Origin of the sequence: Janthinobacterium tructae (assembly GCF_006517255.1) — a bacterium.
Lineage (GTDB): Bacteria > Pseudomonadota > Gammaproteobacteria > Burkholderiales > Burkholderiaceae_D > Janthinobacterium > Janthinobacterium tructae.
The window spans coordinates 3509426-3532553 of the sequence record NZ_CP041185.1; the positions used below are offsets into that span (position 1 = coordinate 3509426).

The window sequence follows — 23128 nt, forward strand, 5'->3', positions numbered from 1 at the left end:
AGCCCGATACGTGGCCCGCTCTGGTACTCCCAGCATAGGTTGTCTATACAACCAAGTCAACAGGTTTTCTTTGGGGTCAGACCCGACGGGTCTGACCCCAACCCTCATTTTTTCTCGAACACGCGCTTGCCCGCCACCCACGTCTGCAGCACCTGCGTCTTGCCAATCGCCGTCGGCGCCACCTTGAACAGGTCCTGGTCGACGACGATGAAGTCTGCCCATTTTCCCGCTTCCAGGGTGCCGATCACCTTGTCCTGGTGCGCCGCCCAGGCCGCGTCGAGCGTAAAGCAGCGCAGCGCCTCGGTCACCGTCATCGCTTGCTGCGGATACCAGCCGCCGGCCGGGAATCCTTCGCTGTTTTGCCGCGTGACGGCCGCGTGGATGCCCTCGAACGGATTCGGCGACTCGATGGGAAAATCCGAACCGCAGGCGATGCGCGAACCTTGTGCAAGGAAGGTGCGCCACGCATACGCGCCCTTGATGCGCTCGTGCCCCACGCGCTGCTCCGCCATGTTCTGGTCGGACGTGGCGTGCGTCGGCTGCATCGACGGCACGATGCCGAGCCTCTTGAAGCGGGGGATGTCGCTCAACTGCACCACTTGCGCATGCTCCATGCGGTGGCGCAAGCCCACGCTGCGGTATTGCGCGGTCAAGGCCTGGTAACCGTCGAGGATCTGATGATTGCCTGCGTCGCCGATGGCGTGCACGTTCACCTGATAGCCGGCGCGCATGGCTTTTTCCATCTTCGCGCGCATGGCGTCATCTTTGAAAAACAGCAGGCCGCGGGTAGAAGGATCGTCGCTGTACGGCGCCAGCAGGGCCGCGCCGCGGCTGCCCAGGGCGCCGTCGGACAGCAGTTTCACAGCGCGCAAGGCGTACATGTCACGCGCATAGCTATTCAAGGGTCCATTTCTTGACAGCGCGTCGAAGTCTTCCGTGGTGTCGGCAATCATGCCGTACACGCGCACCGTCAGCTTGCCGTGGTCCGCGTAATCGCGGAACAATCGGTCCTGCATCTGGCCGATGCCCGCATCGTGCACGCTGGTCAGGCCCACTTGCGACAGCTGCGCCAGCGCGCCATCGAGGGCGGCGCGGTTTTCCACGTCGCCGGGCTTGGGCAACACGGCGTCCATCAAGTCCATGGCGTTATCGACCAGTACACCGGTGGCATTGCCGTCCGCATCGCGTTCGATCTTGCCGCCCGCCGGATCTGGCGTGGCGCGCGTGATGCCGGCAAGCGCCAGCGCCCGGCTGTTGGCCCAGCCCGCGTGGCCATCGACCCGGCGCAGCCACACGGGCCGCGCGCTTTCCGCCGCATCGAGTTCTGCGGCCGTGGGAAAGCGGCCCAGTTTCCAGATTTCCTGGTTCCAGCCATTGCCGACGACCCAGCTGCGTTCCGGATGCGCACGGGCGAAGTCGCCCACGGCCTGCACGGCGGCCGGCAGCGACGACGAACCATACAGCATCACGCCGCTGGCGATCGTCCCCAGGCCGAACACGTGGCCATGCGCGTCGATCAGGCCCGGCAACACGGTCTTGCCCTGCACGTCGACATAGGTGGCGCCCTTGGCCGCCTTGCGTTTCACCTGCGCGGCGCTGCCGACGGCGAGCAGCTTGCCAGCGTCGTCAAACGCCAGCGCCGTGAAGCGGACTACCTTGCCGTGCGCGTCGAGCGTGTAGCCGTTGGCGTTGTCGATGACGGTATCGGCGTGGGCGTGGGCCAAGGTGCCCATACAGGCGAGAACAAGCAGGGTGCGGCGCATTGGCAGGGTCGGCATTTCCATCTCCAGGTCTGTTAAGTCAATGAACGAAAAGACGAGTGTATAGAAATTGGCAAAATGGTCAATCAGCTAGCAGATGGTTGCCGCAGCATCAGCCAGTAATCGCAGCCCGTGACGCCTTCCGCGTAACGCCCCACCACCACGAAGCCCAGGCGGCCATAGAACGGCAGGCTGCGCTCGTTGTACGTCTCCAGGAAGCATGCGGCACGTGCAGCATCGACGGCCGCCAGGCCAGGCCCCAGCACGGACGCGCCCAGCCCCTGCCCTTGTGCGTCGGGGGCGATGCCGGCGATCGACAGATACCACGCATCCTGCAGACCATGCGGCGCCAGTGCGTGCTCCATGTTCTCGACGATGGCCGTAAAGTGTGCAAAGCCGCGCTCCCCCAGCAGCATGCGCAAGGCGTCTTCGCGCTGCGCGTACGCGGCCTGGCGCAGGGCCGCCGGCGTATCCGTGGTCCAGATCGCGGCGCCATTGCCGGCCTCATCGGCCAGGTCGACGCGGCCTGCCTGCCGGCCTTCGGCCAGCGCCAGCGCAAAATACGCTTCCAGCATGGCCAGCCGCGCCGCCTCGTTCTCGCCGCACGCCACCGTGACAGTGCGGTAAAACGGGTCGCCGATCAGGGCGGCGGCCAGGCTGCGGGCGGTGCGGGAGGCTTCGGTGTGGGATGGGCGGGACATGGTTCTCTTTCTGTTCATTGTATCTTTTCATTGCGACGCCCGGCATCTTAGCGCAAGCGCGCAGACCTTGCGCCCAGTCAATACCTGCATGACGGCGCTGGCCTACGCTGGCGTTTTATCGCGGAGCCCCTATGGCCAGGCACCATGTCATCAGCACCACCGCATGCGACGTGTTCTTCAAGCTCGTGGCCCACCAGAAGAAAAGCCTGGGCGCGCACTTCGACAGCATGATCGTCACCTTCAGCGCCGACGGCCGGCCCGTGCTGGGCGCCACCCTGCGCAACGCGACAAGCGGCTGCGAGCTGCACCGCCTGGCCGGCCAGCCCGACGAATGCTGGTGCTGCGGCTACGACGAGCAGCTGGAATTCGTCTCGCCCGCCAATGTACCGCTAGCGCACGCCGACTACCGGCTCACCTTGAGCAATGGGGAAACGTGGACGGGGACGACGGATGCGAAGGGACGCACGGGGCGCGTGGCCAGCAAGCAAGAAGAACAAATAACGATGGTGGAGTTTTTCCCACAAGAAGACAGCCTTCCCTGCTGCTCCGCTGCACCTGCCCCTGTGGCGCCAACGGCGATCATACTTGAGCTACAAGACGTAAAAACAACCGACAAGGATATCGATACATCAGTAAAACAGGTAAAAATCGATAGCATGGCTCGCCCACTTACCCAGGGTGAAATAGACATGGCATGGATGATCTTTGAAGATGCCGTCGACTATAGCAAAGTCAAAATTCACAAGAGGCCTTATCTATGGCTGTTCCAACCAAAAAACACTGCCATGACACCCAATGGGGAAATGTATTTTCATGAGTCGAGATTTCTGGACGATTTTTCCAGTGCAGATAACACCGAGCGTCATTGGTTCATTCATGAAATGGTCCATGTTTGGCAATATCAACTCAAATATCCGGTCGCAATGCGTGGAGCATTCAGAATAGGACTGGACTACAAGTACGTATTGTCATCCAAAAGAAAGTTGGCCGACTACAACATGGAGGCACAAGGAGACTTGGTAGCCGATTACTACGCGTTGAAATACTTAAAGGATTCCTCCGCAATGCGCCAGGAAAAATATGCCAATGACCAAGCACTTTATGAACAGGTACTCATTGATTTTTTCACCGACAGAAAAAGTGAAAAGAATTTACCTGGCGGCAACATCGAGCGCACTCCTCTCGTCGATATACCTTGATGCGGGTGCAACATCACGCATCGCCGATGCTGAAATCAGTTCAGTGAATGGCACCCCCTGCTTCACAATCTCGCAGACGGAAGAAAAACGTAACGGTCAGCCACTTCTGGGAGCACTCAGTATTTCAGACTTGTCAGTAAAACCGGCTACAAAAGTGTGGAGCTTTGTGATGAGCGGAGGAAGAAAAGTTCCGCTTTCATCAAAAATCTGTCTTCTCTATGGCGACATTCCACAGGGCGCAAATGGCATGCCAGCCCCTGAACTGCAAACAGGACGGGTTTACAGCATCTTCTTGAATGGGCGTCCAGATGATCCTTCCGACCCGACTTATGGCTATAGAGGGAAATTCTGTATCGTTGCCACGTCCACTGGTGAACGAAAAATCATCGCCATTGGCAGCGACACGCCAGCATGGAAACAGGATAGTTGCACGGAACATTCGCTCATCAGATAGTGCAAGGATCGCCATGCCATATCGCCACACACTGCTATTCCTGCTTGCGACGCTGACGAGTGTCGATGCCTCGGCGTGGTCGCGCATCGCTGAAGCCCACGTTAGCTCTGTCAACGGCATACCCTGCTTTTCAATTACAAAAAAGGAAGAGTCGCGCAATGGCCTGCCATTTCTTGGCGCACTCATGGTTTCAGACATGTCCGTGCAACCGGTAAAAGTAGTATGGGGATTCTCCCTGCCGCCAGACATGGCGTTAGCCATCCGTGCCAGCACATGCATCCGCTATGGAAGCATGCCTACCGGCGCGACGGGCATACGCGTTGAAAAACTGATACCCGGGCATTTCTATAGCGTATTACTGAATGGCAGCCCCAAAGATCCGTCCGATCCAACCTATGGTTACCAAGGAAAATTCTGCGTGGTGGCGACGGAGGACGGAGCTCAGAAAGTCATTCCTATTGACAGCGACATGCAGGAGTGGCGAACTGAAATCTGCCCAGCCCATCCCTCCCTCCCATAGTCCGACGCTATTTATCTTCCTCCCCCCGCTGCGCCGGCGCCCTGAACCATTCCTCCGGCGGCACCACATGCGACTCTTTCGGGTCATCGATGTAGTGTGGCGAAGTGATCTGCACATCGAATTCGTTGAAGACGTCGATGATGTTCTGGTGCAAGCGGTTCAGCACTTCGGCGCGCTGGCGGGGGACTTCGGCGCTGGCGTAGGCGACCAGGCGGTATTGCACATAATAGTCTTGCAGGGCCAGCTGCATCACGTAGGGTTTTGGCGTGGTCGACAGTTCCGTCGTGCGCGACGCGGCCAGTTCCAGCATGGCGTGTACCTGCCGCCACGGCGTGGCGTAGCCGATGGTGACGGTGGAGTCGAGCACGAAGCCGCCGCCCGGCTGGGCGCGTGAATAGTTTTTCGTCGTTTGCGACATGACCCAGGCGTTCGGCAAGGCCACTTCCTCGCCCAGGCCCGTGCGCAGGCGCGTCTCGAACATGCCCACGTCGACCACCGTGCCTTCGCTGTCGCCCACGCGCACATATTCGCCCTTGCGCAGGGCGCGCGTGTACATCAGGATCAAGCCGCTGGCGCCCTGGCCGACGATGCTCGACGCGCCGATCGACACCATCAGGCCCACCAGCACGGAGAGTCCCTGGAAGGCGGCCGTGTGCGAACCGGGCAGATACGGATAGGCCATGGCCAGCGCGAACAGCCAGATCACCACGCTGGCGATGCGGCGCGTCGGCAGGGCCGTGTCCTTGTCGAGCCAGCCGATCTGCAATTCGCCGCTTTCCACGCGCTTGAACAGCGAGGCGGCGGTGGCGGCGATCAGGCGCGCGATGGCGAAGATCACGCACACCAGCACCAGCCCCGGCAAGGCGCCGATGATGGCGTGCAAGACGTCGGCCGCCACGTCGAACAGATAGCCGCTCAGGCTTTCGCCCCAGGAGCGCGTGTAGGGCAGGCGGCCCAGCACGAAGGCGGCCCACAGATAGGTGGCCATCAGGCGCAAGCCCCACAGCACGGCGCTGAGCAGCTGATACGCGAAGGCGATGTAGTGCTCGGCATCGAGCACGCGCACGTTTTTCAGGCGTACGTCGCGCAGGCGCGAGGCCAGCAGGATACCGCTGCGGCGCTTGGCCCAGCGGTAAAAGCGCGTCAATCCGATCCACACCAGCCAGAACACCAGGGTGGCGGCCGCGCACACGGCGGCGGCGATCGCCAGGTAGCGCCAGCTGCTCTGCTCGCGATAGTCAAACACGGCCTTGCGCAATTCCTCGGCTGCCGTTTTCGCCACGCTTTCCGTCGTGTCGCCGGCCAGCTGGTTGACGTCGCCTGGCACGACGACGAACAGCTGCACGCCGTCGAGCAGCACCTGCGTGCCTTCTGGAATCATGCGCGTGCTCGCCAGCAAGGGACCGTTTTTCGCCAGCACGCCTTCCAGGCGGCGCTGCGCGCCGATGGCGCGTTCATCGGGCGGATAACCGGCCAGCGCGGCGCGGAAGACAAACACGTTGCGGTTGGCAAACATCAGCGGCGCCGTCCTGGCCGCAGCAAGCTGCGACGGCGTCACGGCGGATGCGGCCTCCGCAACGAACGCGGGCACGCCATCGTCCGCATGGGCTGCGGGCAACAGGAACATGGTCAACAGGCACAACAGGCGGAGCAGCGCGGACATGGCAGAAATGAAAGAGTGGCAAGAATAGCCATCATGCCATGTAATCCCGGAAACTCAAGCGCCGCAGCTACCGTTCAGCTCGCATCGTGAAAAATGATGCCCAGGGTGTGGCGCACGCCCGCCCGCAGACGCGACACGCCATGGCGCATGTTGACGCGGTAACTGCCGCGCGTGCCGTTGACGGGGCGCTGCGCCACGGGAAAGAGCACGGCGTCGCCCTGCGCCAGCGGCACGACCTCGGCGCGCGACTGCATGCGCGGGCGCTGCTCCGTCAGCACGAACTCGCCGCCCGTGAAATCGTCCTGCGGGCGCGACAGCAGCACGGCGAGTTGCAGCGGAAACACGTGCTCGCCATACAGGTCCTGGTGCAGGCAGTTGTAATCGCCTTCGCGGTAGCGCAAGAGCAAGGGCGTGGGCCGCGTCTGCCCGGCCGCATGGCAGCGCGCCAGGAAATCGGCGTGACTGGGCGGAAAGCGCGTCTCCAGGCCCATGCTGGCATGCCAGCGGTTGGCGATCTCCGCCAGGGGCCCGTACAACTGGTCGCGCAAGGCGGCCACCACATCCGGCAGCGGATACGCCCAATACTGATACTCGCCCTGGCCAAAGCCGTGGCGCTGCATCACCACACGGCTGCGAAAATGCGACGCCTCGTCGTACTGCGCCGCCAGCGCGGCGCAGGCGGTCGCATCGAGCAAGCCGGGCACGACGGCGCAGCCATGGGCATTGAGCGCATCCTCGATCTGACGCCAGTCCAGCGCCCTCACCGCTCGCCCTCGCGCTCGAGCAGCGCCTGCTTGCGTTCCACGCCCCAGCGGTAGCCGGACAAGGCGCCATCGTTGCGCACCACCCGGTGGCAGGGGATGGCGACGGCCAGCGCATTCGCCGCGCAGGCGCCCGCCACGGCCCGCGCGCCGTGCGGGGCGCCGATGCGCCGCGCCAGCTCGGCATAGCTGACGGTGCTGCCGGCGGGAATGTCGCGCAAGGCTTGCCACACGCGCTGCTGGAACACGGTGCCGCGCACGTCGAGCGGCAAGTCCAGACCGATAGCGGGCGCTTCGACCAGGCCGACCACCTGCGCCACCGTCTGTTCATAGTCCGCTTCCGCGCCGCGCAGCTCGGCCTGCGGAAAGCGGTCCTGCAAGTCGCGCAGCAGCACTTCCGGGTCGTCATCGATCAAAATGGCGCAAATGCCCTTGTCCGTGCTGGCCACCAGGATGGCGCCCAGCGAACAGGCGCCGATGGCGAAGCGGATCACGGCGCCGCTGCCGCCAGCGCGAAACGCGCCCGGCGTCATGCCCAGCAAGCCCGGCGTGGCGGCGTACAGGCGGCCGCTGGAATTGAAGCCGGCCGCATATAACGTTTCCGTGACGTTCGCCGCGCCCTGCAAGCCGGCCTTCAGGCGCTCGCCGCGCCGCGCCGCCGCGTACGCTTTCGGCGTGATGCCCGTGTGCGCCTTGAAGACGCGGTGAAAGTGAAAGCGGCTCATGCCGGCGGCACTGGCAAGGCTGTCCAGGTCAGGCAGCTCGTCGCTGGCGTCGATCAAACGGCAGATGTCGGCCACCATGGCCGCCTGGCGCTGGGCCAGCGGCGGCAAGTTCGGTTTGCAGCGCAGGCAGGGGCGAAAGCCGGCCGCCTCCGCCTGCTCGCAGCTGGCGTGGAAAGCCACGTTGCGGCGCAAGGCGGGGCGCGCGGCGCAGGAAGGACGGCAATACACGCCCGTCGTGCGCACCGAGTAATAAAAGACGCCGTCGGCGTCGGGCGCGCGCCGTTGCAGGGCATCCCAGCGCTCATCATCGGTGGTGTAAGAGTGATCCATGTCGGACTCCGTGCTTGTCATTGGCAAGTAGCCAGCATAGCCAGCGCTGGCCGGCGCCACACTCCGGCGCTTGCTTTTGAATTCAAAAAAGGCTGGCGGCGGGCAGCGTGCTCGGTGCTAAAATCGGCCATCGCGCCTCCAGCCGGCGGCGCGCCCTGCCCGCGCCCCGGAGAAACCGCATTGGACGATCATACTACCCAGGAAAATACGCCCATTTTCCAGCGCATCAAGGATTTTCTGCTGGCGGGCATCGCCGCCGGACGCTGGAAGGAAGGCGACGTGATTCCCTCCGAACAAGCCCTGGTAAAACAATTCGGCGTCTCGCGCATGACGGTCAACCGCGCCGTGCGCGAACTGACCAGCGAACAAATCCTGACGCGGCGCCAGGGTTCCGGCACCTATGTGGCGCAGCAAAAATACCAGGCGACCTTGTTGGAAATCAAAAATATCGCCGATGAAGTGCGCGCGCGCGGGCATATCCACCGCAGCAGCTTGCAATTACTCGAGCGCACCAAGGCCTCGGATTTGCTGGCCAAGCACTTCGGCTTGCCGCCGGAACACCCGCTGTTTCATTCGCTGATCGTGCATTTTGAAAACGGCGTGCCGATCCAGGTGGAAGACCGCTGGGTCAACCCCGAGTGCGCGCCCGACTACATGACGCAGGATTTTTCCAGCATCACGCCGAACGAATACCTGATGGCCGCCGCGCCCCTGCAAGGCGCCACCTACAGCATCGAAGCGCTGTCGGCGCCGCGCGACATCGCCGAAATGCTGGCCATCGACACCAAACAGCCATGCCTGGTGCTGCGCCGCCAGACGCGCTCGGGCGGCAAGATCGCCTCGATCGCCACCATGTGGCATCCGGGACACCGCTATCAGTTCGCCGGAAGCTTCGCCTAAGGCTATCGCCGCAATTGAATAGCACGATTTCGCGCCAACTTTCTCACGAATTCTCACCAAATCGCAAAAAAAACAGCCATTCCGGGGCAAAAAAAATCCCGTTTTGGCCGTTTCTGAACTTAACTACTGCGACTAAATATTCGATGCTATAGTTGCCGCCAGAAAGCGCCGCAGGCGTTTATTTGGGCGCGCATCATGCCCTGTCAGCCCAGTTCAATCATGCCCCAGAAAGGGATGCACTTGTCGTATTGCAGCCACACGAGTTTCAGCGCACCGCGCCGACGGCGCCCTGCGCTGCGTCGGCTCGCTCGCATGATACTGGCTGCAGGCATGGCATTCTCGCTGCCGGTGCAGGCGGCGGTACACGGCATGGCGCCGACACTGCTGTGGCCGTACGCTACCGCCAGCGCCACCGCCCTGGCGGGACTGGCTTGCTGGCATGCCTGGCGGCTGCGGCAACAACTGCGCCACCGGCTCCTGCCCGCACATGCCCTGAGCGAACAGGATGCGGGGCAAGCCTTGCGCGGCGCGGCCCTGACTGGCTGGACCTGGCGGCGCCAGTCCGACCGCTTGCAGTTTGCGCCCCAGTACCAGGACGTGCTGGGCGACAAGAGTGCCAGGCTCGACCATACACTGGCCGACTGGCTGGCCGAAGTGCACCGCGACGACCGCGCGCGCCTGAGTCTTGCATTTCGACAACATCTGGATGGCCAGGCGCACGGCACCTTCAATTGCGAATTCCGTTTGCGCCACAGCGACGGCCACTGGCGCTGGCTGCTGGCGCGCGGCGCCGTGCTGGCACGTGCCTCGGACGGGGCCGCCACCCACGCCAGCGGCATCGTCTGCGATATCAGCGAACGCAAGCAGGACGAGCAATCACGCATGCGTTCGATGCTGGAAGCGGCGCCCGAAGCCATGCTGGTAGCCGACGTCGAGGGCAAGGTGCATTACGCGAATCAGATCGGCGCGCGCTGTTTCGGCTATCCGCTGGCCGAATTGACGGGCATGTCACTGGAACAACTGGTGCCAGAAAGCACGGCCAACCACTCCGTGAGCGACCCGCAAGCGCGGCACAGCCTGCCGGGCCGGGTGATGATGGCGCGCCGCCGCGACGGCACGCACTTCCCCGCCAAGGTCAGCCTGTCGCCGCTGAGCATGGCCGGGCAAGTGTTTTCCATCGTTTCGCTGCGCGACATGACGCAGCGCCAGCGCGCCGAAGAAGCCTTGCACGCCAGTTCGGAACGCTACCGCCTGATCGTGCAAACGGCGGCCGAAGGCATCTGGATGACGGATGCGGACGGCAAAACCACCTTCGTCAACCCGAAGATGGCGCACATGCTGGGCTATACGGTGCAGGAAATGCTGGGTCGTCCCATGCTCGACTTCATGGATCGCGACAGCCAGTTGCTGATGCAGCGGCGCCTGGCCAGCCACGGCAGCTTCGCCAGCCAGCCGGACCAGGTCGACTTCCGCTTCTTCCGCAAGGACTTGTCCAGCCTGTGGGGCTTGCTGTCGAGCACCAGTATTCAATCGGACAATGGCGAGCCGGGCGGCACGCTGGCGATGATTACCGACATCACGGAACGGCGCCAGGCGTCGATCGCGCTGTCCAATTCCAGCCAGCGCATGGCCTCCGTGTTCGGCGCCGTGACGAATGGCCTGGTGGTGCAGGACAGCCACGGCCACATTTTGGAAAGCAACGCCGCCGCCGAGCGCATGCTGGCGGCCAGTCCGGCCGGCAATAGCCTGTGGCAAGCCATCCACGAAGACGGTTCCGCCTTCGACCAGCGCAGCCATCCCGTGCACATCACGCTGTCGACGGGTGTCGCCATGCGCGACGTGCTGATGGGCGTGCAGCAGCCTGACGGCAGCCTGTCGTGGCTGTCCGTAAATACCGAGGCCATCCGCGATGAATACGGCAAGGTGGGCATGGTGGTGGCCAGCCTGACGGACATCACGTATCACAAGCGCAGCGAGAGCGCCTTGCGCGAACTCAATGAACACTTGGAAGAGCGCGTGGCGCAGCGCACGGAGCAGCTGGACCAGGCCAAGCAGGTGGCCGAAGAGGCCAGCCTGGCGAAGGGCCAATTTCTGGCCAACATGAGCCATGAAATCCGCACGCCGATGAATGGCGTGATCGGCATGGCGTATCTGGCCCTCAAAACAGACCTGGAACCGCGCCAGCGCGATTACCTGGAAAAAATCCGCTTCGCCGGCGAGCATTTGCTGGGCATCATCGACGATATCCTCGACATCTCGAAAATCGAGGCGGGCAAGCTGGAAATCGAGCGCGTCAACTTCAGTTTCGACCACGTGGTGCAAACCCTGATGACGGTGGTGGCACCGCGCGCCGCCAGCAAGAACCTGGAACTGCTGTTCGAGATCGACCCGCAATTGCCGGCCGTGCTGGTGGGCGACCCGCTGCGCCTGGGGCAAGTACTGATCAACTACGCCAATAACGCCATCAAGTTCAGCGAACAGGGCAGCATTACCGTGAAAGTGCGCAAGGTGGTGGCGGACGCCAGGCACTGCCTGGTACGCTTCGAAGTATGCGACCACGGCATCGGCCTGTCGCAGGATGAAATGAGCAAGCTGTTCCAGTCCTTCCAGCAAGCCGACACCTCCACCACGCGCGAATATGGCGGCACGGGCCTGGGCCTGGCCATCTGCAAGCAGCTGGCCCAGCTGATGGGTGGCGACGTGGGCGTCGACAGCCGCCCCGGCGCCGGCAGCACGTTCTGGTTCACGGCCAATCTGGGCATTTCCGACCAGGCGGCGCCAGCCATGCTCGACAGCATGGCGCAGACGGCAGCGGCCATGCGCGCCAGCGCCGACGCCGCCCTGGTCTTGCGCACGCTCAAGCATGCGCGCATCCTGCTGGTGGAAGACAACACCTTCAACCAGCAAGTGGCGCTGGAATTGCTGGAAGAAGCGGGCGCCTCCGTCTGCCTGGCCAACAATGGCGAAGAGGCGCTTGACCTGCTGCGCCAGACGCAGTTCGACTGCGTGCTGATGGACGTGCAGATGCCGTTGATGGATGGCTTGCAAGCGACGCGCCACATCCGCGCCGACCCGCAGCTGGCGCATCTGCGCGTGCTGGCCATGACGGCCACGGCCACCAGTGAAGACCGCGTGCGCTGCCTGGAGGCGGGCATGGACGATTTCATTTCCAAACCGATCCAGCCGGCCATGATGTACCAGACCATCGCCAGCTGGCTGCCGGCGCGCGAGACACCGCCGCCGCCGCCCGCGCGCAGCCGCGCCGCGCCCGCCTTCAAGACCACCCTGGCCGGCGACCCGCAAGTGATCGACCTGTCCATCCTGGCCAAGTTGCTGGGTTACAACCCGGAAAAAGTGCGCAAATTTGCCTTCAAGTTCCTGCAGACGACGCAGGATGGCTTTGGCGACATCGATGCGGCCCTGGCGCGCGGTGACGTGCGCCAGGTACGCGAACTGGGGCACCGCATCAAGTCGTCGGCGCGCACCGTGGGGGCCCTGGGGCTGGCAGAACTGTGCCACAACCTGGAAACCCTGGCGCCGGGCGAACCGGCCGACGAGGCTGAGCGGGCACAACGCATCGTGGCGCGCCTGTGGCCCCTGCTGGAACTGATTACCGAACAAATCATGAATAACACCAGCTTTGCCAATGACGATTAGCTACCGCCAAATCACCTTACGGCAAGGTATCGGCATCGACAACGATGCAGCATATCAATAGAAAGACAGGACGATGAATACTGTATCAAACCAAGCAAGCCGGGAACACAATGAAGCAGGTCTGGCGCCGTTGCGCGTGCTGCTGCTGGACGATGATGTCTTCATGCTCGACGTGCTCAGCGACATGCTCGAACAAATGGGCCCATTCGACATCCGCTGCGAGTCGCACAGCGAACAGGCGCTGTCGGCCCTGAAGCAGCACCAGCCCGACCTGCTGATCTGCGACCTGTCCATGCCCGACATCGACGGCATCGAATTTCTGCGCATGGCGGCTGACAATGGCTTCCGCGGCGGCGTAGTGTTGCTGTCGGGCCTGCATTCGGCCGTGCGCCTGGCAGCCGAACGCCTGGCCGTGGCCAATGGCCTGCATATATTAGGCACCTTCCGCAAGCCGATGGAAAGCGCGGAATTGCAGCTCATGGTGAACTTGCAACTGCAGCATACGGCCCGCCTGGCCAGCGTACAGGCCTGAGCGCGGAGGAGAACCGGAGGGCGGGCATGGCGCTGCGGGCCAGCAGGCATGCGGCTTTGCCGCCCTGCCGGCACGCGCGGTGGCGATATGCCTCAAGTTTTTCTGCAATAATCGCCACGCTTTGAAAAAATGGGTTATTATTTCAGCCATCCCCGCCTGCATACCTCTGGTCGCACCATCCAAGAATATTGAATTTGTGCCCATTGCCCCCATCTGCTAGCTGCATTCCAGGAAGCATGGATGGCGAACCAGCGTATGGTTAATCCCAGGCATTATTGATCCCACCCTCATTTGAGGAAAATATGAGCGAAAATATCAAACACATTAGCGATGCATCTTTTGAAGCAGACGTCCTGAAATCCGACTTGCCCGTCCTGGTGGACTTCTGGGCTGAGTGGTGCGGTCCCTGCAAGGCCATCGCCCCGATCCTGGAAGAAGTGGCCAAGGAATACGCCGGCCGCATCGTGATCGCCAAGATGGACGTGGACGCCAACCAGGCGGTGCCTGCCAAGTTCGGCATCCGCGGCATCCCGACCCTGATCCTGTTCAAGGATGGTGTCGCTGCTGCGCAAAAAGTGGGCGCCATGGCCAAGGGCCAGTTGACCGCTTTCGTCGACAGCAACATTTAATGTATGATAGGCAGCGCTGCGCCCGCAGCGCCGCCTGACTGGAACCACCGGGAAGCGGCTTTGCCATCATTCGTGCACAGCCTCCCCCAATAATTAATCAACGCCACGCAGTCCCCTCCCCTACCTTTACATCCCGTCTCGGGACACTCAACACATATGCATTTATCCGAACTAAAGGCCCTACACGTATCCGCCCTGCTTGAGATGGCGATCGGTCTTGACATTGACAACGCAGCCCGCTTGCGCAAACAGGAGCTGATGTTCGCTATCCTGAAAAAACGCGCCAAGTCCGGCGAACAGATTTTTGGCGACGGCGCCCTGGAAGTGCTGCCAGACGGCTTCGGCTTCCTGCGCTCGCCTGACGCCAGCTACATGGCGTCCACCGACGACATTTACATCTCCCCCTCGCAAATCCGCCGCTTCAATCTGCACACCGGCGATTCGATCGAGGGCGAGGTACGGACCCCGAAAGATGGCGAACGCTATTTCGCATTGGTCAAAGTCGACAAGGTCAACGGCGAATCGCCGGAGATGTCGAAACACCGCATCCTGTTTGAAAACCTGACGCCGCTGCACCCGAACGAGCCGCTGCGCCTGGAACGTGAAATGAATGGCCAGGAAAACATCACCGGCCGTATCATCGACCTGATCGCCCCGATCGGCAAAGGCCAGCGCGGCTTGCTGGTGGCATCGCCGAAGTCCGGCAAATCGGTGATCCTGCAGCACATCGCGCATGCGATCACGGCCAATCACCCGGATATCACGCTGATCGTGCTGCTGATCGACGAACGTCCGGAAGAAGTGACCGAAATGCAACGCTCCGTGCGCGGCGAAGTCGTCGCCTCGACCTTCGACGAGCCGGCCACGCGCCACGTGCAAGTAGCCGAGATGGTGCTGGAAAAAGCCAAGCGTCTGGTCGAAATGAAAAAAGACGTGGTCATCCTGCTCGACTCGATCACCCGTCTGGCCCGTGCCTACAACACCGTCATCCCTGCCTCGGGCAAGGTCCTGACCGGTGGTGTCGACGCCAACGCGCTGCAACGTCCAAAACGCTTCTTTGGCGCCGCGCGCAATATCGAAGAAGGCGGCTCGCTGACCATCATCGCCACGGCGCTGATCGAAACGGGTTCGCGCATGGATGACGTGATCTTTGAAGAATTCAAGGGTACCGGCAATATGGAAGTGCATCTGGAACGCCGTCTGGCTGAAAAACGCGTCTATCCGGCAATTAACCTGAACAAATCGGGTACCCGCCGCGAAGAACTGCTGATCAAGCCGAACGAACTGCAAAAAATCTGGATCCTGCGCAAGTTGCTGTACTCGATGGACGAGATCGAGGCGATGGAGTTCATTCTGGACAAGATGAAGGCGACCAAAAACAACGCCGAGTTCTTCGACATGATGCGCCGAGGGGGGTAAACCTACTGCGCGTCCCGCTCTACGGCCTGTGTTGCTCGCTGTACCTTCGTACAGCTGCGCTACTCGGCCGTATATCGGGCCTGCTCGCTACGGTTTCCCTCCCCTCGGTGGCACATATCAATGTACTACCGGCCCAAGCCGCTCAATGAGCGGCTTTTTTATTGCCTGCGCCCAGAAAGCGCTATATAATCGACGGTTGCATTATTTTAAACCCTGGCAAGTGATCGGCAATCGGGTCAAGAAGCAAGACGACCGACGAAGTGCTGTTTGGCTACCTACTTAGAGAGAATCCCATGAAAGTCGATACCCATCCAGAATACCGCGAAGTTGTTTTCCACGATCTGTCGTGCGATTTCAAATTCGTTACCCGCTCGACCATCCAAACCCGCGAAAAAATCACCCACGACGGTAAAGAATACCCACTGGTGAAGATCGAGGTTTCGGCTGAATCGCACCCATTCTTCACGGGCAAGCACAAAATCGTCGATACCGCTGGTCGCGTCGAGAAGTTCCGTCAGAAGTTCGGTACCGTTGGTTCGAAAACCGCAGTCGCAGCAGGCTGATTTTTGCCGCTTGGCGGCAAAAAAGGGCAGCTTCGGCTCCCAGAGAAAAGGCAGCCACGGCTGCCTTTTTTGTCTTTGGCCGCTTTACTTTATACTCGCGCATACCCGACGCCATTCGTCGCCTCTTGCCACTATTCTAATACCGATTATCGATGAAGCCAGTCCGCCTTCCCGCCGCTGCCACACTCGCGCTGCCACGATGGGCCTTGTTTGCGCTTGGCCTGCTGTACATCCTGCCTGGCCTGATCGGCCGCGAACCGTGGAAGAACGATGATGCCGCCAGTTTCGGCATCATGTGGACCATGGCACATGGCGGCCTGAACGACTGGCTGTGGCCCAACGTGGCCGGCTTGTCCTGGCCCGAGGAAGGCCCGCTGGCCTTCTGGCTGGGCGCCATTTTCATCAAACTGTTCGGCTGGATCGACGGCGACGTCTTCGGCGCACGCATGTCGACCATCGGCATCTTCGTCGTCAGCACCCTGTCCGTCTGGTACACCGCCTTCAACCTGGGCCGCCGCAATGACGCCCAGCCCCTGCGCCTGGCCTTCGGCGGCCAGCCGGAGCCGGACGATTTCGGCCGCACCCTGGCCGATGCCGCCGTACTGATCTACCTGGGCTGCCTGGGCTTGTTGCAGCACAGCCACGACATCACGGCCGAAGCGCTGCATGTGTCGCTGATGGCCTATATGCTGTACCGCGCCGTGCGCTATGTGGAAGGTGCGTCCATGCGCAATGCCGCCCTGCTGGGCCTGGCGCTGGGCGGCCTGACCCTCACGCGCGGCTGGATCACGCCGGCGGCGCTGAGCATCGCCCTGCTGCTGTGCACCGTCTTCCTGCGCCTGCCGCTGCTGCGCAGCGTGCGCCACCTGGCGCTGGCCGTGCTCGTGGCCATCGCACTGACCCTGGTCTGGCTGTTGCCGGGCGAACTGCTGCAACCATACGGCCATTCGCCGCTGCAGGCATGGATAGAGTGGAATGGCCGCCAGTTAAGCGCCCCGAGCCTGAAAAGCCTGCAATATTTCTTGCGTGTCGGCATCTGGTTCTTCTGGCCCGCCTGGCCATTCGCCGCCTGGGCCGTGTATGCCTGGCGCCGCCAGCACCACGTGCTGCACATCGTCGTGCCGCTGACCTTTGTCGCCATGCTGGCCCTCCTGGGCCTGTGCCACCCCGATCCCGAACCGAGCCAGCTGTTGCCCCTGCTGCCGCCGCTGGCCGTGATGGCCGCGTTTGGCCTGCTGACCATGAAACGGGGTGCCATCAACGCCATCGACTGGTTCTCCGTGATGGTGCTGACCATCTGCGCCCTCGTACTGTGGCTGTTCTGGTTCGCCATCCTGACGGGCTGGCCGCCGCAACAGGCCCACAATGCACTGAAACTCGTGCCGGGATTCAAGCCCGAGCTGGAACTGCTGGCCTTCTTCGTGGCCGCCGGCGTCACGGCCGGCTGGATCGCGCTGGTACACTGGCGCATCTCGCGCCAGCCTGCCGTGCTGTGGCGCGCCGTGGTGCTGTCGTCCGGCGGCCTGATCCTGATCTGGGTCCTGATCATGACCTTGTTCCTGCCGCCGCTGAACTACAGCAAGAGCTACGCCAGCGTGGCGCACCAGATTTCCGTCCACCTGCCGCCAGGCAGCAAGTGCATCAACAGCAACGTTGGCGCCGCCCAGCGCGCCTCGTTCGCCTACTACGGCCACCTGCCGTTTGCCAGCGTGGAGCAGCAGCAATGCGATGTGTTCTTGTTACAAGACAGCATCAAGGTCCCTGACAGCAAGGAACAGCTGCCCGAGCATCACGGCGCGGACTGGATCAAGCTATGGGAGGGCCGCCGCCCCACCGACAATGTGGAGCGCTTCCGCCTGTACCAGCGCGTCAGGTAAGACACGAAAAAAACCGGGCATGTCCCGGTTTTTTCTTGCCCGCCAGGCCAGCCTCGAGCATAGATAAAATGTTGCCTTTAAGTATAGTCAATTAGCTAAAATGAACGACAATTGCTTTTTACATTATAATGTTGGCCAGCGCGATGGCGGTGTACTTGCTTTCCCGCCCTTCCGTCCCTATTACTAGAGAATATTTATGACATTTTTTGCCTCACGCACCTTGTCGCTCATCAGCGCCGCCGTGTTCGCTTTTTCCTGCAGCGCCTCGGCCCAGGCGACCGTGATTGACCTCGGCGTCGCCAACGGCTACTCGGCCTTCATCTTCGGCAACATCGGCAGCAGCAACGCCAGCGGCTTTACCAGCGTCGGCGGCAGCCTGGCCGCTGGCGGCAGTATCTACCTGGACGGCTACAGCGTCGGCACGAACAAGAAGCCGGGCAGCGCCGCCAACACGCTGGTTGCCGGTAGCAACCTGAACATCGGCGGCGGCAGCATCAACGGCAAAGCCGTCTACGGCGTGAGCAATGCCAACGGCAGCGTGACAGCGCCATCGTGGTACCCAACGGGTACCTTCAGCAAGGGCAATGCCTCCACCCTGGACTTTGCAGCTGCCCAGCAGCAACTGACCACCCTGTCGGGCGATGTGGCCAAGCTGCAATCGAACGGTACCGTGATCTCGCAAGACGGCAACATGACCCTGGTAGGCAATGTCAACGCCGACGTGAATATTTTCAATATCGATGCGTCGAACCTGCATAACCTGACGTTGAACCTGTCCTCGCTGAAAAGCACGGCCAGCATCATCATCAACGGCACGGCCGCCGAGATCATCATGAGCGGCGGCTTCGACAATTTCGCCAGTTTCGCCGATCGTACGCTGTTCAACTTCGCCAACGCCACCACCACCAGCCTGCAGAGCGCCGGTATCAACGGCAGCATCCTGGCGCCGAACAGCGCGTTCTCGGGTTCGGGCGACATGAATGGCACCCTGATCGCCAAATCGGTCAGCTCGATCAATTATGGCCACGTCTCGATGAACGGCTCCGGCTTTAACACGGTCAACGTCTCGGCCGTGCCGGAACCAGGCACCTGGGCCATGCTGCTGGCCGGCCTGGGCTTGCTGGCCTTCATGCGCCGCCGCACGCCAGCGCGCGCACCGCAAGCGCAACTGGCCTGAGCTTCACGCTGCAGCCATCAAAAAAAACACCGGGCCGCGCGAGCGCCCCGGTGTTTTTTTATGTGCTGGCGAACGGATTACTCCGCACTCAGCCCCAGATCCGTGGCAACTTGCTGGCGCAACAAATATTTCTGGATCTTGCCCGTCACCGTCATGGGAAATTCCTCGACGAAGCGCACATAGCGGGGAATCTTGTAATAAGCGATCTGCCCGTCGCAAAAGGCGCGGATATCCTCGCTGGTGGCCTGCGTGCCAGGCCGCAGAATGATGCAGGCGCATAACTCTTCGCCATACTTGGCGTCCGGCACGCCCACGCATTGCACGTCGAGCACGCTCGGGTGGCGGTACAGGAATTCCTCCACCTCGCGCGGATAGATGTTTTCACCGCCACGGATGACCATGTCTTTCGAGCGGCCGACGATGCTGCAAAAACCGTTCTCATCGATGACGGCCAGGTCGCCCGTATGCATCCAGCGCGCCGTGTCGATGGCCTCATTTGTTTTTTCAGGGTCGCCCCAGTAGCCCTGCATCACGGAATAACCGCGCGTGAGCAATTCGCCCTTCTCGCCGCGCGGCACGATCCGCCCTTCCGCATCGACTATTTTCACTTCCAGGTGCGGATGGACGCGGCCGATGGACGACACGCGCATTTCGCGCGGGTCTTCGATCGCCGTCTGGAAGCTCACGGGCGACGTTTCCGTCATGCCATACGCGATGGTAATTTCCGCCATGTGCATCAGTTCGATAACCCTCGCCATGACTTCCATCGGGCACGGCGAGCCGGCCATGATGCCGGTGCGTAAATTCGACAGATCGTATTGCTTGAAGTCAGGATGATCGAGGATGGCGATGAACATGGTCGGCACGCCATGCAGTCCCGTGCAGCGCTCGGCTTGCACCGTTTCCAGCACCGCCTTCGGATCGAAACCTTCGCCCGGGAACACCATGGCCGCGCCATGCGTGACGCAAGCCAGGTTACCCAGCACCATGCCGAAACAGTGGTACAGGGGCACGGGAATGCACAAGCGGTCGCGTTCCGTCAGGCGCATGGCCTCGCCGATGAAAAAACCGTTGTTCAGGATATTGTGGTGCGTCAGCGTGGCGCCCTTCGGCGCGCCCGTGGTGCCGGACGTGAACTGAATGTTCACGGCGTCGTCGAACTGCAAGGTAGCGCTCACTTCGGCCAGGCGCGCCATGTCGGCGTCCGTGATGCCGTCCATCACCGCATCGAAGTTATGCATGCCTGGCGTGGCGGCAGCGCCCAGGCGGATGACGTGGCGCAATTGCGGCAGGCGGGGCGATTGCAGGACGCCCGCGCGCGAACGGGCGATCTCCGGCACCACGTCCTGCACGATGGCCAGGTAATCGCTGGACTTGAAGCTGGGCGACAGGATCAGCGCGCTGCATTGCACCTTGTCGAGCACGTATTCGAGTTCCGAACGCCGGTAGGCGGGGTTGATGTTGACCATGATCAAACCGGCTTTCGCCGTGGCAAACTGGGTCAGCACCCATTCGGCACAGTTTTGCGACCAGATGCCGATCCGGTCGCCCGGCTGCAAGCCCAGCTTCAGCAAGCCGGCGGCCAGCCGGTGCACGCGCTGCTGGAATTCGGCATACGTCCAGCGCACGTTCTGGTGCGCCACGATCAGGGCATCGTGCTGGCCGTAGCGGGCGGCGACGCCGTCCAGGTAAGCGCCTATCGTTTCGCCGATCAACGGCGTCTCGTGGGCGCCATGTACATAACTCATTGCTTGCATGCTGTCTCCAGGGTGTGTGGCGCGACGCGCTCTTGTTATCGTCTTCGATGCTGAAAATTATAGCCGCAACCGCCCCCGCCCGGCACCGGCTTGCTGTAATGTGCAGGCCAGCACACCAGACACTCACTGCACCATGACAGGCAACGCGCAGCAACCGCCCGAACAGGGCTTTATTTTGACCCGCCACTGGCGCGACACGCCCGCCGGCACGGAAGTCGATTTCTGGCTGGCAACAGACGCCGGGCCACGCCACGTGCGCCTGCCCGTGCAGACGGCTGTCGCCTTCCTTCCCATGGAGCAGCGCGAGCAGGCGGAAGTGTTCCTGCGCGGCGAGCGCCATGCCGAGTTGCGGCCCCTGTCGCTGTGCGATTTTCACCAGCGCCCCGTGCTGGGCTTATATTGCAAGCAATACCGGCATTTGCTGAAGCTGGAAAAGCAGTTGCGCGCCCACGGCGTCGACGTGTACGAAGCCGACATCCGCCCGCCCGAGCGCTACCTGATGGAGCGTTTCATTACGGCGCCGGTAAGCGTCAAAGGAGAAACAGGGCAGGAAGTGCAGCTGAGGCCGTCGCCTGGCTACCGCCCCACATTAAAACTGGCATCGCTCGATATCGAGACGACGGCCCATGGCGAGCTGTATTCGCTGGCCCTGGAAGGCTGCGGCCAGCGCCAGGTCTACATGCTGGGGCCGCCAAACGGTGGCGATGAAGTCCTCGACTTCGACCTCGAATACTGTGACACGCGCGCACAAATCCTCGAACGCCTGAACACCTGGATGGAAGAGCACGATCCCGACGCCATCATCGGCTGGAACCTGGTGCAGTTCGACTTGCGCGTGCTCAAGGAACATGCCGAGCGCTATCAAATTCCCTTGCGGCTGGGACGCGGCGGCGCCGTGATGGAGTGGCGCGAACATGGCGGCAAGCAGGAACACTATTTTGCTGCGGCGGCGGGACGCCTGATCATCGACGGCATCGAAGCATTAAAATCGGCGACGTGGAATTTCTCCTCGTTCAGCCTGGAAAACGTGGCGCAAACGCTGTTGGGCGAAGGCAAGTCCATCGACAATCCCTACCAGCGCATGGCCGAGATCGACCGGCGTTTCCGTGAGGATAAACCGGCGCTGGCGCGCTACAACCTCAAGGATTGCGAACTGGTCACGCGCATCTTCGCGAAAACCGAGTTGCTGACGTTTTTGCTGGAACGGGCCAGCGTGACGGGCCTGGCGGCCGACCGCAGCGGCGGCTCCGTGGCCGCCTTCGAACATTTGTACTTGCCGCTGATGCACCGCCAGGGGTATGTGGCGCCCAACCTGGGCGATATCTCGGGCGACAACAGCCCGGGCGGCTTCGTCATGGATTCCCAGTCGGGCCTGTACGACTCCGTGCTGGTGCTCGACTACAAAAGCCTGTACCCGTCCATCATCCGCACCTTCCTGATCGATCCCGTGGGACTGGTGGTGGGCACCAGCGGCGACGAAGCCGATACCGTGCCCGGCTACCGGGGTGCGCAATTTTCGCGTATGAAACATTGCCTGCCCACCATCGTGGAACAAGTGTGGCAAGGGCGCGAGACGGCCAAGCGCGAGCGCAACGCCCCGCTGTCGCAAGCGTTAAAAATCATCATGAATGCGTTTTATGGCGTGCTGGGGTCGAGTGGCTGCCGTTTTTTCGATCCGCGCCTGGCCTCGTCGATCACCCTGCGCGGCCACGACATCATGCACCGCACGCGTGAGCTGATTACCGAACAGGGGTATCAAGTGATCTATGGCGACACGGATTCCACGTTTGTGTGGCTGAAAACGGCGCATACGGATGAAGAGGCGGGCAAGATCGGCCGCGCCCTGGTGAAGCACGTCAACGCCTGGTGGGAGCGGCATCTGCGCGAGGAATTCGGCCTGGAGAATGCGCTGGAGCTGGAATTCGAGACGCATTACCGGCGTTTCCTGATGCCCACCATCCGCGGCTCGGAAGAAGGCAGCAAGAAGCGCTATGCGGGCCTGGTGGGCAAGCCGGACGGCAGCGAACAGATGGTCTACAAGGGCCTGGAAACGGTGCGCAGCGACTGGACACCGCTGGCACAGCAATTTCAGCAAGAGTTATACCGGCGCATCTTCCAGCGCGCCGCCTACCAGGACTATGTGCGCGACTACGTGGCGCGCACCGTGCGCGGCGAATGCGATGCTTTATTGGTCTACCGCAAGCGATTGCGCCGCCCCCTCGGCGATTACCAGCGCAATGTGCCGCCCCATGTGCGCGCGGCGCGCACGGCCGACGCCTACAATCTGGCGCAGGGCCGGCCGCTGCAATACCAGAACGGCGGCTGGATCAGTTATGTCATCACGGTGGCAGGGCCGGAACCGCTGGAAACGCAGCGCTCGCCCATCGACTACCATCACTACCTGACGCGCCAGCTGCAGCCGGTGGCCGATGCGATCCTGCCTTTCCTGGGCGACGACTTTTCGCGCCTCGTGTCGGGGCAGCAGGATTTGTTTTAGGTCAATT

The 23128-nt window shown here is 62.0% G+C and carries 18 protein-coding genes; 12 read left to right on the forward strand and 6 right to left on the reverse strand.

The annotated features are described in order from the left end of the window. Positions 1–104: 104 nt before the first annotated feature. A complete protein-coding gene (locus tag FJQ89_RS15355) occupies positions 105–1778 on the reverse strand; it encodes an amidohydrolase (RefSeq protein WP_141170804.1) in 1674 nt (557 codons plus the stop codon). Between the two features lie 68 nt (positions 1779–1846). Further along, positions 1847–2461 carry an N-acetyltransferase gene (locus FJQ89_RS15360; protein WP_141170805.1) on the reverse strand — a complete coding sequence of 205 codons (615 nt, stop codon included), beginning with the start codon at positions 2459–2461 and terminating at the stop codon, positions 1847–1849. A gap of 131 nt (positions 2462–2592) precedes the next feature. Here FJQ89_RS15360 and FJQ89_RS15365 point away from each other — a divergent pair, with 131 nt between their 5' ends. Genes FJQ89_RS15365 through FJQ89_RS15375 form a run of 3 tightly spaced genes read left to right on the forward strand, consistent with a single transcriptional unit; the run spans position 2593 to position 4634 of the window. Further along, positions 2593–3660, forward strand: coding sequence for a hypothetical protein (locus tag FJQ89_RS15365; RefSeq protein ID WP_141170806.1), 1068 nt, complete (start codon positions 2593–2595; stop codon positions 3658–3660). Beyond that, entirely contained in the window at positions 3602–4114 is a 513-nt protein-coding gene (locus FJQ89_RS15370) for a hypothetical protein (RefSeq protein WP_141170807.1), read from the forward strand. The genes FJQ89_RS15365 and FJQ89_RS15370 overlap by 59 nt, the downstream gene beginning before the upstream one ends. Before the next feature lie 13 nt (positions 4115–4127). Beyond that, entirely contained in the window at positions 4128–4634 is a 507-nt protein-coding gene (locus FJQ89_RS15375; RefSeq protein ID WP_141170808.1) for a hypothetical protein, read from the forward strand. Positions 4635–4641: 7 nt separating this feature from the next. Here FJQ89_RS15375 and FJQ89_RS15380 read toward each other — a convergent pair whose 3' ends face one another. The 3 genes from FJQ89_RS15380 to ada form a co-directional block, all read right to left on the reverse strand. Then, entirely contained in the window at positions 4642–6297 is a 1656-nt protein-coding gene (locus tag FJQ89_RS15380) for a mechanosensitive ion channel family protein (RefSeq protein ID WP_141170809.1), read from the reverse strand. A 74-nt stretch (positions 6298–6371) separates the two neighbouring features. Then, positions 6372–7061: a 2OG-Fe(II) oxygenase gene (locus tag FJQ89_RS15385; protein ID WP_141170810.1), complete on the reverse strand. Its 690-nt coding sequence runs from the start codon at positions 7059–7061 to the stop codon at positions 6372–6374. Beyond that, entirely contained in the window at positions 7058–8113 is a 1056-nt protein-coding gene (ada, locus tag FJQ89_RS15390; protein ID WP_141170811.1) for a bifunctional DNA-binding transcriptional regulator/O6-methylguanine-DNA methyltransferase Ada, read from the reverse strand. Before ada ends, FJQ89_RS15385 begins: the two co-directional genes overlap by 4 nt. 180 nt (positions 8114–8293) lie before the next feature. Here ada and hutC point away from each other — a divergent pair, with 180 nt between their 5' ends. From hutC to FJQ89_RS15430, 8 genes are all read left to right on the forward strand, one after another. After that, positions 8294–9013 carry a histidine utilization repressor gene (gene hutC, locus FJQ89_RS15395; RefSeq protein WP_141170812.1) on the forward strand — a complete coding sequence of 240 codons (720 nt, stop codon included), beginning with the start codon at positions 8294–8296 and terminating at the stop codon, positions 9011–9013. A gap of 330 nt (positions 9014–9343) precedes the next feature. Beyond that, a complete protein-coding gene (locus tag FJQ89_RS15400; RefSeq protein WP_141170813.1) occupies positions 9344–12670 on the forward strand; it encodes a PAS domain S-box protein in 3327 nt (1108 codons plus the stop codon). Positions 12671–12743: 73 nt separating this feature from the next. Continuing rightward, complete coding sequence (locus FJQ89_RS15405) at positions 12744–13202, forward strand: response regulator (protein ID WP_141170814.1); 459 nt, start codon at positions 12744–12746, stop codon at positions 13200–13202. 302 nt (positions 13203–13504) lie between these two features. Further along, the gene (gene trxA, locus FJQ89_RS15410; protein ID WP_071075390.1) at positions 13505–13831 is read left to right on the forward strand and encodes a thioredoxin TrxA; all 327 of its coding nucleotides are present in this window, start codon (positions 13505–13507) and stop codon (positions 13829–13831) included. Positions 13832–13987: 156 nt separating this feature from the next. Then, positions 13988–15250 (forward strand): transcription termination factor Rho, encoded by a 1263-nt coding sequence (gene rho / locus FJQ89_RS15415; protein ID WP_034746249.1) that lies wholly within the window; start codon positions 13988–13990, stop codon positions 15248–15250. Positions 15251–15543: 293 nt separating this feature from the next. Continuing rightward, positions 15544–15813, forward strand: a complete 270-nt coding sequence (locus FJQ89_RS15420) for a type B 50S ribosomal protein L31 (protein ID WP_010401544.1) — start codon at positions 15544–15546, stop codon at positions 15811–15813. A 152-nt stretch (positions 15814–15965) separates the two neighbouring features. Next, complete coding sequence (locus FJQ89_RS15425) at positions 15966–17690, forward strand: ArnT family glycosyltransferase (RefSeq protein WP_141170815.1); 1725 nt, start codon at positions 15966–15968, stop codon at positions 17688–17690. A 196-nt stretch (positions 17691–17886) separates the two neighbouring features. After that, positions 17887–18867 (forward strand): choice-of-anchor A family protein, encoded by a 981-nt coding sequence (locus FJQ89_RS15430; protein ID WP_141170816.1) that lies wholly within the window; start codon positions 17887–17889, stop codon positions 18865–18867. A 77-nt stretch (positions 18868–18944) separates the two neighbouring features. Here the strand turns inward: FJQ89_RS15430 and FJQ89_RS15435 are convergent, their stop codons facing one another. Continuing rightward, a complete protein-coding gene (locus FJQ89_RS15435) occupies positions 18945–20624 on the reverse strand; it encodes an AMP-binding protein (RefSeq protein WP_141170817.1) in 1680 nt (559 codons plus the stop codon). A gap of 133 nt (positions 20625–20757) precedes the next feature. On the opposite strand from FJQ89_RS15435, the gene FJQ89_RS15440 reads away from it, so the two are divergent. Further along, positions 20758–23121: a DNA polymerase II gene (locus tag FJQ89_RS15440; RefSeq protein ID WP_141170818.1), complete on the forward strand. Its 2364-nt coding sequence runs from the start codon at positions 20758–20760 to the stop codon at positions 23119–23121. The last annotated feature ends 7 nt before the right edge of the window (positions 23122–23128 follow it).